The 15255-nt window shown below is 71.6% G+C and carries 11 protein-coding genes; 6 read left to right on the forward strand and 5 right to left on the reverse strand.

Annotated elements, in window-relative coordinates; all coding sequences use genetic code 11:
• Nucleotides 1–26 precede the first annotated feature (26 nt).
• Entirely contained in the window at nt 27–911 is an 885-nt protein-coding gene (locus ACIOD1_RS21835; protein ID WP_401904022.1) for a carbohydrate kinase, read from the forward strand.
• Nucleotides 912–986: 75 nt separating this feature from the next.
• On the opposite strand, the gene uvrA is transcribed toward ACIOD1_RS21835, so the two are convergent.
• The gene (uvrA, locus tag ACIOD1_RS21840; protein WP_401904025.1) at nt 987–4073 is read right to left on the reverse strand and encodes an excinuclease ABC subunit UvrA; all 3087 of its coding nucleotides are present in this window, start codon (nt 4071–4073) and stop codon (nt 987–989) included.
• A 185-nt stretch (nt 4074–4258) separates the two neighbouring features.
• Between uvrA and ACIOD1_RS21845 the strand changes: the two genes are divergently transcribed.
• The 3 genes from ACIOD1_RS21845 to ACIOD1_RS21855 all read left to right on the forward strand — a co-directional run bounded on the left by ACIOD1_RS21845 (nt 4259) and on the right by ACIOD1_RS21855 (nt 7137).
• A complete protein-coding gene (locus ACIOD1_RS21845) occupies nt 4259–4960 on the forward strand; it encodes a maleylpyruvate isomerase family mycothiol-dependent enzyme (RefSeq protein WP_401904027.1) in 702 nt (233 codons plus the stop codon).
• A gap of 54 nt (nt 4961–5014) precedes the next feature.
• Nucleotides 5015–5671: an MBL fold metallo-hydrolase gene (locus ACIOD1_RS21850; RefSeq protein ID WP_365624069.1), complete on the forward strand. Its 657-nt coding sequence runs from the start codon at nt 5015–5017 to the stop codon at nt 5669–5671.
• Between the two features lie 116 nt (nt 5672–5787).
• Nucleotides 5788–7137 (forward strand): MFS transporter, encoded by a 1350-nt coding sequence (locus ACIOD1_RS21855; protein WP_401904030.1) that lies wholly within the window; start codon nt 5788–5790, stop codon nt 7135–7137.
• Between the two features lie 20 nt (nt 7138–7157).
• Here the strand turns inward: ACIOD1_RS21855 and ACIOD1_RS21860 are convergent, their stop codons facing one another.
• The 4 genes from ACIOD1_RS21860 to uvrB all read right to left on the reverse strand — a co-directional run bounded on the left by ACIOD1_RS21860 (nt 7158) and on the right by uvrB (nt 13223).
• Nucleotides 7158–8150 (reverse strand): TerC family protein, encoded by a 993-nt coding sequence (locus tag ACIOD1_RS21860; protein ID WP_365624073.1) that lies wholly within the window; start codon nt 8148–8150, stop codon nt 7158–7160.
• Nucleotides 8151–8380: 230 nt separating this feature from the next.
• On the reverse strand, nt 8381–10372 hold the full coding sequence (locus ACIOD1_RS21865) for a TerD family protein (protein ID WP_401904033.1): 1992 nt from the start codon (nt 10370–10372) through the stop codon (nt 8381–8383).
• Between the two features lie 52 nt (nt 10373–10424).
• Complete coding sequence (locus ACIOD1_RS21870) at nt 10425–11003, reverse strand: TerD family protein (RefSeq protein WP_365624077.1); 579 nt, start codon at nt 11001–11003, stop codon at nt 10425–10427.
• A gap of 87 nt (nt 11004–11090) precedes the next feature.
• The gene (gene uvrB, locus ACIOD1_RS21875; protein ID WP_365624079.1) at nt 11091–13223 is read right to left on the reverse strand and encodes an excinuclease ABC subunit UvrB; all 2133 of its coding nucleotides are present in this window, start codon (nt 13221–13223) and stop codon (nt 11091–11093) included.
• 201 nt (nt 13224–13424) lie between these two features.
• Here uvrB and ACIOD1_RS21880 point away from each other — a divergent pair, with 201 nt between their 5' ends.
• Together ACIOD1_RS21880 and ACIOD1_RS21885 are read left to right on the forward strand one after the other, a co-directional pair.
• Entirely contained in the window at nt 13425–14363 is a 939-nt protein-coding gene (locus ACIOD1_RS21880) for a glycerophosphodiester phosphodiesterase family protein (protein ID WP_365624081.1), read from the forward strand.
• A gap of 61 nt (nt 14364–14424) precedes the next feature.
• Nucleotides 14425–14988: a methylated-DNA--[protein]-cysteine S-methyltransferase gene (locus ACIOD1_RS21885; RefSeq protein ID WP_365624083.1), complete on the forward strand. Its 564-nt coding sequence runs from the start codon at nt 14425–14427 to the stop codon at nt 14986–14988.
• Nucleotides 14989–15255: the final 267 nt, after the last annotated feature.

Below are 15255 nucleotides of genomic sequence, written 5' to 3' on the forward strand. Positions count from 1 at the left end.
CCCCTCGATGGGATACCTTCCCCGGCGTGATCGTCGTCGGCGGAGAAGCCCTGATCGACCTCGTGCCCCTGGAGCGGCCGGCGGGCGCGCTGCTGCCCCGGCCCGGCGGAGGCCCCTACAACACCGCCCTGGCGCTCGGCCGACTCGGGGCCGAGGTCGCCTTCTGCTCCCGGGTGTCCACGGACGGCTTCGGGGACGCGCTGCTGGCCGGGTTGAGGGCCGCCGGGGTGGACCTCTCGCTGGTGCGGCGCGGGCCGGAGCCGACCAGCCTGGCCGTGCCCTCGCTGGCCCCGGACGGCTCGGCCGCGTACGGGTTCTACGTCGAGGGCACCGCCGACCGGCTGTTCACCCTGCCGCCCGCCCTGCCGCCGGGGGCGCGGGCCCTCGCGCTCGGCACGTGCTCGCTGGTGTTGGAGCCGGGCGCGAGCGCGTACGAGGCCCTGCTGCGCCGGGAGTCGCGGCGCGGGTTGACGACGCTGGTGGACCCCAACGTCCGCCCGGCCCTGATCGCGGACCCGGCCGCCTACCGCAGGCGCTTCCTGGAGCGGCTGCCCTACGTGTCGGTGCTCAAGCTGTCGCAGGAGGACGCCGACTGGATCGGCGGCCGGGTCGACGACTGGCTCGCGGCGGGACCTTCGGCCGTGGTGCTCACCCGGGGTGCGGCGGGGCTGACGGTGTGGACCGCGAGCGGCGAGGAGCACACGCAGGCGGCCCGGCCCGTGACCGTCGCCGACACCATCGGCGCGGGGGACACCGTCAACGCGGCGCTGCTACAAGGGCTGGTCGCGGCCGGCCCGGACGCGGTGGACTGGCCGGCGACGCTGGCCTACGCGGCCCGCGCGGCCGCGCTGACCTGTTCGCGGCCGGGCGCGGAGCCCCCGTACGCGGCCGAGTTGGACCGCGGCCGGTAAAACGCAGCCGGGGCGGGCTCCGACCGTCTCCGGTCGGGGCCCGCCCCGGCTGCTCGTACGAGGTGGTCGGCCGGCCTACGCCTTGCGGGCGCGCGTGGCCTTCTTGGCCGGGGCCGCCTTCTCGGCCGCGGCGGCGGTCTTCTCCGCCGTGGCCGCCGCCTTCTTCGTCGCGGCGGTCTTCTTGGTCGCCGCGGCCTTCTTGGTCACCGTCGCCGTCGCCGTCTTCTTGGTCGCCGTCGCCGTGGCCGCCGTGGCCGACTTCTTGGCCGGCGCCGACTTCCTCGCCGTCCGCGGCGCGGGAACCGCCGCGTCCGAGACCCGGTCCGCGCCGAGGATGTCGCGGAGGAACTTGCCGGTGTGGCTGGTGGTCACCGCGGCGACCTCCTCCGGCGTGCCCTCGGCGACCACCAGGCCGCCTCCGTAGCCACCTTCGGGGCCCATGTCGACGACCCAGTCGGCGGTCTTGATGACATCGAGGTTGTGCTCGATGACGATCACCGAGTTCCCCTTGTCCACCAGCCCCGACAGCACCTTGATCAGCTTTGAGATGTCCTCGAAGTGCAGGCCGGTCGTGGGCTCGTCCAGGACGTAGACCGTTCGGCCCGTGGAGCGCTTCTGGAGCTCCGAGGCCAGCTTCACGCGCTGGGCCTCACCGCCCGAGAGGGTGGGGGCGGACTGGCCGAGGCGGACGTAACCGAGCCCGACCTCGTTGAGGGTGCGCAGGTGGCGGGCGATGGTCGGCACCGCCTCGAAGAAGCCCAGCGCCTCCTCGATCGGCATGTTCAGGACTTCCGCGATGGACTTGCCCTTGAAGTGGACCTCCAACGTCTCCCGGTTGTACCGGTCCCCGTGGCAGACCTCGCAGGGGACGTAGACGTCCGGCAGGAAGTTCATCTCGATCTTGATCGTGCCGTCGCCGGAGCAGTTCTCGCAGCGACCGCCCTTGACGTTGAAGGAGAAGCGGCCCGGCAGGTAGCCGCGCACCTTCGCCTCCATCGTCTCCGCGAACAGCCTGCGCACGTGGTCGAAGACGCCCGTGTAGGTGGCCGGGTTGGAGCGGGGGGTCCGGCCGATGGGCGACTGGTCCACATGCACGACCTTGTCGACCAGCTCGTCGCCCTCCACCCGCGTGTGCCGGCCCGGCACGGACCGGGCGCCGTTCAGCTCGCGCGCCAGGTGGGTGTACAGGATGTCGTTGACCAGCGTGGACTTGCCGGAGCCGGAGACTCCGGTGACCGCGGTGAGCACGCCCAGCGGGAAGGACACGTCGATGTCCCGCAGGTTGTTCTCCTTGGCTCCGTGGACGGTGAGCCGGCGGCTCGGGTCCACGGGGCGGCGCACGTCGGGGAGCGGGATGGACCGCTTGCCCGACAGGTACTGCCCGGTGAGCGACTCGGGGTTCTTCAACAGGTCCTTGAGTGAGCCGCTGTGCACCACCTTGCCGCCGTGCTCGCCCGCGCCGGGGCCGATGTCGACCACCCAGTCGGCCACCTTGATGGTGTCCTCGTCGTGCTCGACGACGATGAGGGTGTTGCCCATGTCGCGCAGGCGGACGAGGGTTTCGATCAGGCGGTGGTTGTCGCGCTGGTGCAGGCCGATGGACGGCTCGTCGAGCACGTACAGCACGCCCACCAGGCCGGAGCCGATCTGCGTGGCGAGGCGGATGCGCTGGGCCTCGCCGCCCGACAGGGTGCCCGCCGCCCGGTTGAGCGAGAGGTAGTCCAGGCCGACGTCGACGAGGAACCGCAGCCGCTCGTTGACCTCCTTGAGGACCCGCTCGGCGATCTTCTTGTCGCGCGCGTCGAGACGCATCCGTCCCAGGAAGTCCGCGCACTCGCTGATCGACATGGCGGCGACCTCGGCGATGGACTTGTCCATCACCGTGACGGCGAGCACGATCGGCTTGAGGCGGGTGCCCTCACAGGTCGGACAGGGCACTTCGCGCATGTAGCCCTCGAAGCGCTCGCGGCTGGCGTCGCTCTCGGACTCCGAGTGCCGGCGCTTGACGAAGGGGACGGCCCCCTCGAAGGCGGTGGTGTAGGCCCGTTCCCGCCCGTAACGGTTGCGGTAGCGGACCTCGATCTGCGTCTTGTGGCCGTACAGCAGGGCCTTCTTGGCCCGCAGCGGCAGCCCGGCCCAGGCGATGTCCGTACGGAAGCCCAGCTCGCCCGCGAGGGCGCCGATCAGCCGCTGAAAGTAGTCCTTGGTGTGGCCCAGCGACCACGGCGAGACGGCCCCCTCGTCCAGGGACTTGTCCTCGTCGGGGACGATCAGCTCCGGGTCCACCTCCATGCGCGTGCCGATGCCGGTGCACTCGGGGCAGGCGCCGAAGGGCGAGTTGAAGGAGAAAGAGCGCGGCTCCAGCTCCTCGAAGGAGAGGTCGTCGTACGGGCAGTAGAGGTGCTCGGAGAACATCCGCTCACGCTCGGGGTCGTCCTCGGCCAGGTCGACGAAGTCCAGGATGACCATGCCGCCGGAGAGGCCGAGGGCGGTCTCGACGGAGTCGGTGAGCCGGCGCTTGGCGCTGTCCTTGACGGTGAGGCGGTCGATGACCACCTCGATGGTGTGCTTCTCCTGCTTCTTGAGCGTGGGCGGCTCGGAGAGCTGGATGGTCTCCCCGTCGACCCGTGCCCGGCTGTAGCCCTTGGTCTGGAGGTCGGCGAAGAGGTCGACGAACTCGCCCTTGCGCTCACGGACCAGCGGGGACAGCACCTGGAAGCGGCTGCCCTCGGGGAGCGCCAGGACCTTGTCGACGATCGCCTGCGGGGACTGGCGCGAGATGGGTCGGCGGCACTCGGGGCAGTGCGGCTTGCCGATGCGCGCGAACAGCAGGCGGAGGTAGTCGTAGACCTCGGTGATGGTTCCGACGGTGGAGCGGGGGTTGCGCGAGGTCGACTTCTGGTCGATCGAGACGGCCGGGGAAAGGCCCTCGATGAAGTCCACGTCGGGCTTGTCCATCTGCCCCAGGAACTGGCGGGCGTAGGACGACAGCGACTCGACGTAGCGGCGCTGGCCCTCGGCGAAGATCGTGTCGAAAGCCAGGGAGGACTTGCCCGAGCCGGAGAGTCCGGTGAAGACGATGAGTGAATCGCGGGGCAGGTCGAGCGAGACGTTCTTCAGGTTGTGCTCGCGAGCGCCACGAACGATGAGACGGTCGGTCACGCCGGTCCGCACCTTTCTTGAGAGAGCGGGGGCACAGGCCCCAGTCCCAGGGTATGGGGGGCGCCTCTGCGATGGAGTGGGTCTGGACTTCCGAGCGTATAGCACGCACATTCGATTTAAGGCACTACGCGGACCGCTTCACCCGATCGTGTGGTGGGGACCCTGATCCCACTAGGCTCGTTTCCATGACTGATCATGTGCACGACCTGCGATCTGTACGTGAGGCCACGGAGCGACTGCTGAACGCGGTCGCGAAACTGGACAACGCCTCCCTGTCAGAGGAGTCACACCTTCCGGGTTGGAGCCGGGGCCACGTCCTGGCCCACCTCGCACGCAACGCGGACGCTCTCGTAAACGTCTTCGAGGGGCGACCGATGTACGAGAGCGCCACCGCGCGCGACGCGGACATCGAGCGCGACGCCGGCCGACCCCTGGAAGAACACCTCACGGACCTCCGTGATTCCTGGGACCGCTTCCTCGCCACCACCGAACGCGACCAGGACTGGTCCCGCACGGTCGAGCTGCGCAACGGGGTCACCGATCTGGCCGCCAACGTGCCGTTCCGGCGCTGGGTCGAGATCGAGCTGCACCACGTGGACCTGAACATCGGCCACGGCCTCTCCGACCTCCCCGACGACTTCGCCGAGCGCGAGATCGCCTTCCTCGCCGACCGCTGGTCGGGCCGCCCCGAGGTCCCGCCCGTGACCCTGTGGCTCGGGTACGACGGCACCGGACCCGCCTGGCACACCGGCTCCGCCGAGGGCTCCCCCCTCACGGTGGCCGGCACCCGCGCCGAACTCCTCGGCTGGCTCGCCGGACGCGGGGACCGGGGCGCGCACCTGACGCTGATCGAAGGCGGCCCCCTCCCCGAGCTGCCCCCGCTCTAGCGCCTCGTCCCCACCCCCGCCCCACCCCCCCCCGACACCCTTAGGATCGAAGACATGACGTACAGCGGAGCGGTCAAGGTCGGCGGTCCGGCCGACGTGCACGAACTCGCGGACCTGATGATTTCCAAGGTCGCGGTGGGCTCGATGAACAACAACGCCTACCTGCTGCGCTGCCGGGCCACCGGCGAGCAGCTGCTGATCGACGCGGCCGCCGAGGCGGACACGCTGCTCGGCCTGATCGGCGACGACGGCATCACGTCCGTGGTCACCACCCACCAGCACGGCGACCACTGGGGCGCGCTCGCGGCCGTGGTCGAGGCCACCGGGGCACGGACGTACGCGGGCGCCTTCGACGCCGAGGGCATTCCCGTCGACACCGACGTCCCCGTCCAGGACGGGGACGTGATCAAGGTCGGCCGGGTGGAGCTGACCGCGCGCCACCTCGTCGGCCACACCCCCGGCTCGATCGCGCTGGTCTACGACGACCCGCACGGCCACCCGCACGTGTTCACCGGCGACTGCCTCTTCCCCGGCGGCGTCGGCAACACCTGGGGCGACCCGAAGGCCTTCGCGAGCCTGGTCGACGACGTCGAGCACAAGCTCTTCGAGCGGCTGCCGGACGAGGCGTGGGTCTACCCGGGGCACGGGAACGACACCACCATCGGCGCGGAGCGCCCCCACCTCGCGGAATGGCGCGAGCGCGGCTGGTGACCCGGCCGGCGACCCCGCCGGACCCGCGTCAACGCCGCGAGGGGCCGTGCACTCCTTCTGGTAGAACCTGACCGAACGAATGTCCTGGGATTACGGGGCGGGGTAGTTGCTGCACCATGCACCAACACCCCTCCCCGGACTCCCCCTCGATGCTGCGCATCGCCACGGCCTCCCTCGCCGGCACCGCGATCGAGTTCTACGACTTCTTCGCCTACGGCACGGCCGCGGCCCTGGTCCTGGGCCCGCTGTTCTTCCCCTCGTTCTCCCCGCTCGCCGCGACCCTCGCCGCCTTCGGCACCTTCGGCGTCGGCTTCCTCGCCCGCCCGCTCGGCTCCGTCGTCTTCGGCCACATCGGCGACCGTTACGGCCGCCGCCCGGTGCTGCTCGGCTCGCTGCTGCTGACCGGCGTCGCCACCGTCGCCGTCGGCTGCGTGCCCTCGTACGCCTCCATCGGGATCGCCGCGCCCCTCCTGCTGCTCGCCCTGCGCTTCCTCCAGGGGCTCGGGCTCGGCGGGGAGTGGGGCGGGGCGGTGCTGCTGACCGCCGAGCACGCCCCCGAGCGGCGCCGCGGGCTCTGGTCGAGCTTCCCGCAGATGGGGCCCGCCGTCGGCTTCCTGATGGCCAACGGGCTGGTGCTGGTCCTGTCCGGCACCCTCAGCGACGCGCAGTTCACCTCCTGGGGCTGGCGGGTGCCCTTCTGGGGCGCGGGCCTGCTGGCGCTGGTCGGACTGTGGCTGCGCCGGGCCGTCGAGGAGACCCCGGAGTTCCGCGCGCTGACCGAGACCGACCGCCGGGCCGACGCGCCGCTCACCGAGGTGGTCCGCGACCACTGGCGACTGCTGCTGCTGACCGCCGGGGCGATGGCGGTCGGCTACGCCGTCTTCTACGCGGTCACCACCTGGTCCCTCGCCTACGCCACCGGGCGCCTGGGGGTGGACCGCACGGTGATGCTGACCTGCGTGATGGCGGCGATCCTCGTCAAGGGCCTGGCCACCCCGCTGGTCGCGGTGCTGGGCGACCGCTGGGGGCGCCGACCGTTGTGCCTGGCCGGGAGCGCGGCCTGCGCGCTGTGGATGTTCCCCTTCGTGGCCCTGCTGCGGACGGGCGAGCCCCTGCTGATCACGGTGGGCTGCGTCGGGGCGCTGCTGGGGATGGTCACGGTGTTCGCGGTGGTGGGCGCGTACCTGCCCGAGCTGTACGCCCCGCGGATCCGCTGCACGGGCGCGGCCGTCGGCTACAACCTCGGCGGGGTGCTGGGCGGCGCCCTGACCCCGCTCGTGGCGACCGCCCTGGCGGACGGGTCGGGGCCGCCGTGGGGCGTGGCCGTGTACCTGACGGTGATCGCGCTGGTCAGCCTGGGCTGCTTCGCGCTGCTCCCGGAGACCCATCCGGTCCTGGCCCGGGCCCGTGCGGACCGGGGCGCGGGCACGGGAACGGGGGCGACCGAAGCGGCCGCCCCCGCGTAGGACCCTGGGGCCCGAGGGAATCAGGCGTCGACGCTCTTGGTCTCCGGGCCGGCGGCGGCCGCTTCGGCCGCCGCCTGCTTCTTGGAGGCCATCAGGCTGGTGATGGTGGTGATGACCAGGACGCCGCAGATGACGCCCAGGGAGACCGGGATGGAGATCTGCGGGACGTGCACCCCGGACTCGTGCAGGGCGTGCAGGACCAGCTTGATGCCGATGAAGCCGAGGATCACGGACAGGCCGTAGCTGAGGTGGACCAGCTTCTTGAGCAGGCCGCCGATCAGGAAGTACAGCTGGCGCAGCCCCATCAGGGCGAAGGCGTTGGCCGTGAAGACGATGTACGGGTCCTGGGTGAGGCCGAAGATCGCGGGGATCGAGTCCAGCGCGAACAGCACGTCGGTGGTGCCGATCGCGAGCATGACGACCATCAGCGGGGTCAGGATGCGCTTTCCGTTGCTCCGGATGAAGAGCTTGGTGCCGTGGTAGCGGTCGGCGACGCCGAACTTCTTCTCGATGGACTTGAGGAGGCGGTTCTCCTCGAACTCCTCGTCCTCCTCGTCCTTGCGGGCTTCCTGGATCAGCTTCCACGCGGTGTAGATCAGGAAGGCGCCGAAGATGTAGAAGACCCACGAGAAGTTGGTGATGATCGCGGCGCCGGCGGCGATGAAGATCGCGCGCAGGACCAGGGCGATCAGCACGCCGATGAGCAGGACCCGCTGCTGGAGCTGGGAGGGCACCGCGAACTTCGCCATGATCAGGACGAAGACGAAGAGGTTGTCGACGCTCAGGGACTTCTCGGTGATGAACCCGGCGAAGAACTCCTGGGAGGCCTGGCCGTTCCCGAAGAACCACAGGCCGAGGCCGAAGATTCCGGCGAGGGCGATCCAGACGACCGTCCAGATGCCCGCCTCCTTCATGGAGACGTCGTGCGGTTTGCGGCCGATGAAGAAATCGGCGCCGATGAGAAGGGACAGACCGAGAATGGTCGCAGCCCATAGGGCCCAGGAAACTTCCATGGTGAACACGCCTCCGGCGGATGGCTCAGCACTTCGTCAGCGTCATCGCTGCCGGAGGTCTCTTCCACCCGGACGACCTGGAGGCCGTGGGCCGACGCCCCGGGACAGTGACTGTCCGTATTGACGGGTACGCCGTACAGGGGTGCAGGAATACTCCCCTCCGCACGCACCAGACTACCCGCCGCGGGCGGTAAAGGTAAAGGGAATCCCAAGAACGGGTCAGACGATGGTCATCGACCCCCGCGTCGGGACGCCGCGACCCGGGCCAGGGTCTGTTCCAGGACGGCGCTGCCCTGCGGCGGGAGGTCGGGGGTGAAGGTCCAGCAGTGGTGGACCCACGGATCGGCGAGATGGCTGTCCGGGACGGGCGAGAGCCGCAGCAGCGAGCGCCACAGCGGGTCCAGCAACGGGCCGTACGCGGAGGCCTCGTCACGGTCAGCGACCATCAGGAGATGCACCCCGACGGCGGGGCCCTCGTCGGCCAGGTAGCGGAGCTGGGTGACGGCCCGGTCGTCGAAGCCGTGCGGGAAGTCGTGCACGACGAGCAGTTGCTCGGCCCGGTCCACGTCCGGCGGCAGGTCCTCGGGCGCGCCGGCGCGCAGGGCCATCTGTACGAGGTCCACGCGCCGCGTCAGCTCCGCGAGGGTCCGGGTGACCCCGGCGGCGCCGGCGGCGGGCGGCGCGGCCAAGACCCCGGCCCGCACCAGCGGGGCCAGGGAGGCGGCGCCCGCCCCGGCCGCGTCGATGACGTGGACGGAGAGCTGCCCGGCGGGCTGGACCGCGAGGACCCGTACGACGTGCGCGACGGCCATGTCCATGGCGGCGCGGCGCAGCCGGTCGGTGTCCATCGTCATGGCGGCTTCGGAGCCGGTGCGGCCGTTGTCGATCCACAGGCCGCGTTCGAGCGGGAGCCGCATCAGCATGGGGATCCGCAGGTCGGGTCGCTCGGGCAGGCTCAGGTCGCCCAGGCGCAGGGCGAGCGGGCCTTCCTCGGGCGTACCGGTCGCCGGGCCGCCGTGCCAGACGGGGTTGTCCCAGCGGGCGTAGGCGCCGGGCAGGGCGGGCTCGACCACCTCGGACTCGGCGACCAGCTGGGCGAGGTCGCGGTCGAGGACGGCGCGGGCCTGCGCGACGAGGTCGTCGTGGCGGGCCCGGGCGACGTCACGGGCTCCGCCGTCGGCGCCGCCGAGGCGGTGGCGGGGGTCGGACAGGGCCGCGTCCAGCTCGCGGTCCAGGCGCTGGTCGGCGAACTCGACGGCGCTGCGGTAGGCGGCGACGGTCCGGGCCAGGTCCTCGAACATGCCCCAGACCTGGTTGTAGAGGCGCTCGTCCATGGACCAGCCGCTCGCGTCCCCGGCGACGGGGCGCGGGGGCTGTCCCGGTTCGGCGGCCGGCGCGGCCCGGGGTGCGGGCTCGGGGGCTTCGGTGCTGGTGCGGCGGCGGCGCGGGTGGGCGTAGTCGATGGTGGGCGGGCCCCCCACGACCGTGTCGGCGCCGTCCCCGGCGCCCGGAGCGGACCCGGCGGTACCGGAGTACGGGGCGCCGGCGACCGGGATCGGGTCCGGCGGCGGGGTGGGCTGCCGGGGCGTGGACTCGGGGTCCCGCGGGGCGCGCAGTCCGCGCGGGACCGTGGGCGCGGGCGCGGTGGGCAGGGCGGCGAGGGTGATGTCCCCGGACGGCACGAGGCCCAGCGCGGCGGAGGCCAGCCCGGAGGCCTGCGGCGCGGGCAGTCCCCCGTCGGTGAGCAGGGCCTCCAGCCCGGCGGCGTAGCCCTGGCCGACGGCCCGGACCTTCCAGGCACCCTGGCGCCGGTAGAGCTCCAGGGCCACCACGGCGGTCTCGGCGTCCAGCCCGGTCAGGGTGAAGCCGGCGATGTCGGGGCCGCCCGCCTCCTCGGCCACCGCGACGTGCGGGGCCGGGACGGAGCCGAAGCGGGGCGCTCCGCCGGGCGGGAGGACGAGGAGCACGCCGATCCGGTGGACCCGCGCCGGAACGGCGTCGAGGTCGAGGGCGAGGGTGTGCCGGTCGGCCACCGCCCCGGGCGCCCGTACTCCGGGTAGGTCCGGGGCGCCGGGGTGTGCCAGGACCCCGTCGCCGGCGAACCGGCCCTGTTCGTCGGCCAGCGAGGCCAGGGCGAGCAGCGGTGTGCCCGCCGAGACCCTGACCTCCACCCGACTCCGGGACACGGGGTGGTTCTGCCCCCGGACCAGTTCGGCCGTCATCGTGCAGCCCTCCCCCGTGCCTTCTTCTTCTCTTGTGCGGTGCCTACGGGACTTACAGGTGCGGCAGGATCGCCGGCATCAGGTCCTGGAAGGTCCGGCCGTTGGCCGGGTTGCCCAGGGCCGTCATCTTCCAACCGGCACCGTCCCGGGACACCTTCGCCATGATCTGCGCGGTGTACTGGCCGCCGCCGTCGAGGGTGTAGCGGGCCAGTTCCTGGCCGTTGGTCTCGTCGACGATGCGGCAGAAGGCGTTCTGCACCTCCTGGAAGGTCTGGCCGGTGAAGGAGTTCACCGTGAAGACGATCTGGTCGATGTGCACCGGTACGCGCTGGAGGTCCACGAGGATCGCCTCGTCGTCCCCGCCCTGACCGACGCCGCCGACGAGGTTGTCGCCCGTGTGCCGGACCGAGCCGTCGTCGCTCTGCAGGTGCCGGAAGAACACGACGTCCACGGGCTGCTTGTCGGCGAAGAGCACCGCCGAGGCGTCCAGGTCGATCTCCCGGGTCCGCGAGCCGAACAGGCCGCGGCGCTTGGCCGCCTGCCAGCCCAGACCCATGCGGACCGCGGTCAGCGTGCCGCCGTCCGCCTTCTGCAGACTGATGGCCTGACCCTTGGTCATGTTGACCGTCACGCGCTGTCCCCTCTCCATAGCCCGCCCCGATAACGGGTGCGCAGCGTGTACCTGCGGCTGTGCCCAACCCTACTGACAGCCTCCGGGTCAGGCGAGACCCGCTTCCCTCATCTGACGAAGCTCCTTCTTCAGCTCGCCCACTTCGTCGCGGATCCGGGCCGCGACCTCGAACTGGAGCTCCGCGGCCGCTCCTCGCATCCGCTCGGTCATCTGCTCGATGAGCGAGGCCAGTTCCGCGGCCGGCCGGTCGGTCGGCGTCTCGGCGGCCTTGGCCCCCTTCGCTCCCTTGGCGGCCTTCGCCGCCTTGCCGCCGAGGGCCGGGACGGGCGTCTTGGCGCCCTTGCCCTCCTGGCGGTAGCCGGAGCCGAGCAGCTGCTCGGTGTCCAGCTCCTCGCGGGCGATGGTGGCCACGATGTCGTTGATCTTCTTGCGCAGCGGCTGCGGGTCGATGCCGTGCGCCGTGTTGTAGGCGACCTGCTTCTCGCGGCGCCGGTTCGTCTCGTCGATGGCCTTCTCCATCGCCGGGGTGATCCGGTCCGCGTACATGTGGACCTGGCCGGACACGTTGCGCGCGGCGCGACCGATGGTCTGGATGAGGGAGGTCCCCGAGCGCAGGAACCCCTCCTTGTCGGCGTCGAGGATCGCCACGAGCGAGACCTCGGGCAGGTCGAGTCCCTCGCGCAGCAGGTTGATGCCGACGAGGACGTCGTACTCGCCGGCCCGCAGCTCGCGCAGCAGCTCGATGCGGCGCAGGGTGTCCACGTCGCTGTGCAGGTAGCGGACCTGGATGCCGAGCTCCAGGAAGTAGTCCGTGAGGTCCTCGGACATCTTCTTGGTGAGGGTGGTGACCAGGACCCGCTCGTCCTTCTCCACGCGCGCCCGGATCTCGTGCACCAGGTCGTCGATCTGGCCCTCGGTGGGCTTGACCACGACCTCGGGGTCGATCAGGCCGGTGGGACGGATGATCTGCTCGACGAAGCCGTCGCCGCGCGAGAGCTCGTACGCGCCGGGGGTCGCCGAGAGGTAGACCGTCTGGTCGATCCGCTTCTGGAACTCCTCCCACTTCAGCGGCCGGTTGTCCAGCGCGGACGGCAGCCGGAAGCCGTGGTCGACCAGGGTCCGCTTGCGGGAGGCGTCGCCCTCGTACATCGCGCCGATCTGCGGGACGGTGACGTGCGACTCGTCGATGACGAGGAGGAAGTCCTCGGGGAAGTAGTCGATGAGGGTGTGGGGCGCGGTGCCGCGCGCACGGTCGTCCATGTGCAGCGAGTAGTTCTCGATGCCGGAGCAGGACCCGATCTGGCGCATCATCTCCAGGTCGTAGGTGGTGCGCATGCGCAGGCGCTGGGCCTCCAGCATCTTGCCCTGCTTCTCCAGCTCCGCGAGGCGCTCGGCCAGCTCCGTCTCGATGCCGGCGATCGCCTTCTCCATGCGCTCGGGGCCGGCGATGTAGTGGCTGGCGGGGAAGACGTACAGCTCGCGGTCCTCGCTGATGACCTCGCCGGTCAGCGGGTGCAGGGTGGACAGCGCCTCGATCTCGTCGCCGAACATCTCGATGCGGACGGCCAGTTCCTCGTAGACCGGGAAGATCTCGATGGTGTCGCCGCGCACGCGGAAGGTGCCGCGCGTGAAGGCGACGTCGTTGCGGGTGTACTGGATCTCGACGAAGCGGCGCAGCAGCTGGTCCCGGTCCATCTCCTCGCCGACCCGGAGGGGGACCATCCGGTCGACGTACTCCTGCGGGGTGCCGAGGCCGTAGATGCAGGACACGGAGGCGACGACGATCACGTCGCGCCGGGTCAGCAGCGAGTTGGTGGCGGAGTGGCGCAGCCGCTCCACCTCCTCGTTGATCGAGGAGTCCTTCTCGATGTAGGTGTCCGACTGCGGTACGTAGGCCTCGGGCTGGTAGTAGTCGTAGTACGAGACGAAGTACTCGACGGCGTTGTTCGGCAGGAGCTCGCGGAACTCGTTCGCCAGCTGGGCGGCGAGGGTCTTGTTCGGCGCCATCACCAGCGTGGGGCGCTGGAGCTTCTCGATCATCCAGGCCGTCGTCGCCGACTTGCCCGTGCCGGTCGCGCCGAGCAGTACGACGTCCTTCTCACCTGCACGGACGCGCTTCTCCAGCTCGGCGATGGCCGTGGGCTGGTCACCGCTGGGCTGGTAGGAGCTGACGACCTCGAAGGGCCGCCCCGTGCGTTCGATCTTCGATACGGGCCGCATGGGTCAACCGTACGGCCCCCCACTGACAGCGGGTGCGGTCTGGTCCGTTTGTCGTAGTTCGGTGGCGCGGTGGTGATCTTCAACCCCATGATCGCCGTGGCGTGGCTCTCCGTCGGTACCCAGCGGGTGCGTCGCCGCAACGTCTGCCGCTCCGTACCCGTTTGAGGCAGGAGCAGGGCTCACGATCCGAGGAGAACGCACATGCACCTCGTCCGACCCGCCGCGGCGGCCGCCGCCGCCTTCCTGGGCTTCACCCTCACCGTGCTGGGCTCGGCGACCGCGGCGGCCGGCGGGGCGTCGCCGCCGGCCGCGCCGGCGGCCCCGCCCGGGCCCAGCGCCGGATCCGGGGCCGCCGGCGCGTCGGGACCCGTCGTGTACGCCCACCGGGGGGCTTCCGCGTACGCCCCGGAGAACACCCTGGAGGCGATCGACCTGGCGATGTGGCTGGGGATCGACTGGGTGGAGAACGACGTCCAGCGCACCAAGGACGGGGAGCTGGTGGTGGTCCACGACGACACCCTGGCCCGCACCACGGATGTCGAGCAGGTGTTCCCCGATCGCAAGCCCTGGCGGGTCAAGGACTTCACGGCGGCGGAGATCGCCCGACTGGACGCCGGGAGCTGGTACGCGCCGCGGTTCGCGGGCGCCCGGGTGCCGACCCTGCGGGAGTACATGGAACGGGTCCAGGACAACCGGCAGAGCCTGCTGCTGGAGATCAAGAAGCCGGAGCTCTACCCGGGGATCGAGGGGGAGACCCTCCGGCTCCTGGAGGACACCGGCTGGCTCGACGAGGAGCACGTCTCGCGCCGCCTGGTGGTGCAGAGCTTCAGCGCCGACTCCGTCAAGATCGTGCACGGCCTGCGGCCCGACCTGGTGACGGCCTTCCTGGGCACCCCGACCGTGGCGGAGCTGCCGCGCTACGCGGAGTTCACCGACCGGATCAACCCGTGGCACACCACCATCTCGGCCGACTGGGTCGCCGCCGTGCACGGCCTGCGGGGCGCCCACGGCAAGGCCATGGAGGTGGACACCTGGATCGTGGACGATGCGGCCACCGCCCGGAAGGTCCAGGGCATGGGCGTGGACGGGATCATCACCAACGCGCCCGACGTCGTACGGGAGGCCGTGCTCGGGTTCTGAGCCCGGCCGGCGGTGTCCGCCGGGGAGGGGAGCCGTCGGCGGCGCGCCGTACGGTGGGAGCGTGGACAGCACCGAGCGGCCCCGCGGGCCGCACCTCGAATGGACCGTTCTCCCGAGCGACATCGGCCCCCTGCTCCTGGCCGCGACCCCCGAGGGTCTGGTCCGGGTCGAATTCCACGCCGAGCCGGAGCGGGTCGACCGGATGATCGGCTCGCTGGTCTCCCGGCTCGGCGCCGACGCCCTGCGGCCGGAGCCGGGCCGGGAGGTGCTGCTCGCGGAGCCGGTGCGCCAGCTGCGGGCGTACTTCGCCGGTGCGTCGCGCCGCTTCGAGCTGCCGCTGGACTGGCGGCTCAGCTCCGGCTTCAACCGCCAGGTGCTCATGGAGCTGGACCGCTCGGTCCCCTACGGCTCGGTCGTCGGGTACGGGGAGCTGGCCGCCCGGGTCGGGCAGCCGGGGGCCGCCCAGGCCGTCGGCAACGCCATGGGGTCGAACCCGCTGCCGCTGGTCGTGGCCTGCCACCGGGTGGTGGAGAACAACGGCGGGATCGGGGGCTTCGGGGGCGGGGTGGAGACCAAGCGGATCCTGCTCGCCCTGGAGGGAGTGCTTCCGCCGCCCCTGTTCTGACCGGGGAGTCCGGGACCTGGGATGTGCCGTCTCCGACGGGGAGCCCGCCGTTCCCGACCCGACCGGGGATCAGCCGTCGCCGACGGGGGGGCCCCGCCGTTCCGGACCGGGGATCAGCCGTCGCCGACGGGGCCCGCCGTTCCCGACCGGGGAGCCCGCCGGCGCGACGGGCCGCGCCCCGCCCCGCGACCCGGGGATCGGGCCGTCCCCCGGCCTGTTCCCCCGTACGGCGCCGGGTGGGAAACTTCCGCGGTGACCACTCGCGCC

This window comes from Streptomyces sp. NPDC088097, assembly GCF_044741845.1.
GTDB lineage: Bacteria > Actinomycetota > Actinomycetes > Streptomycetales > Streptomycetaceae > Streptomyces.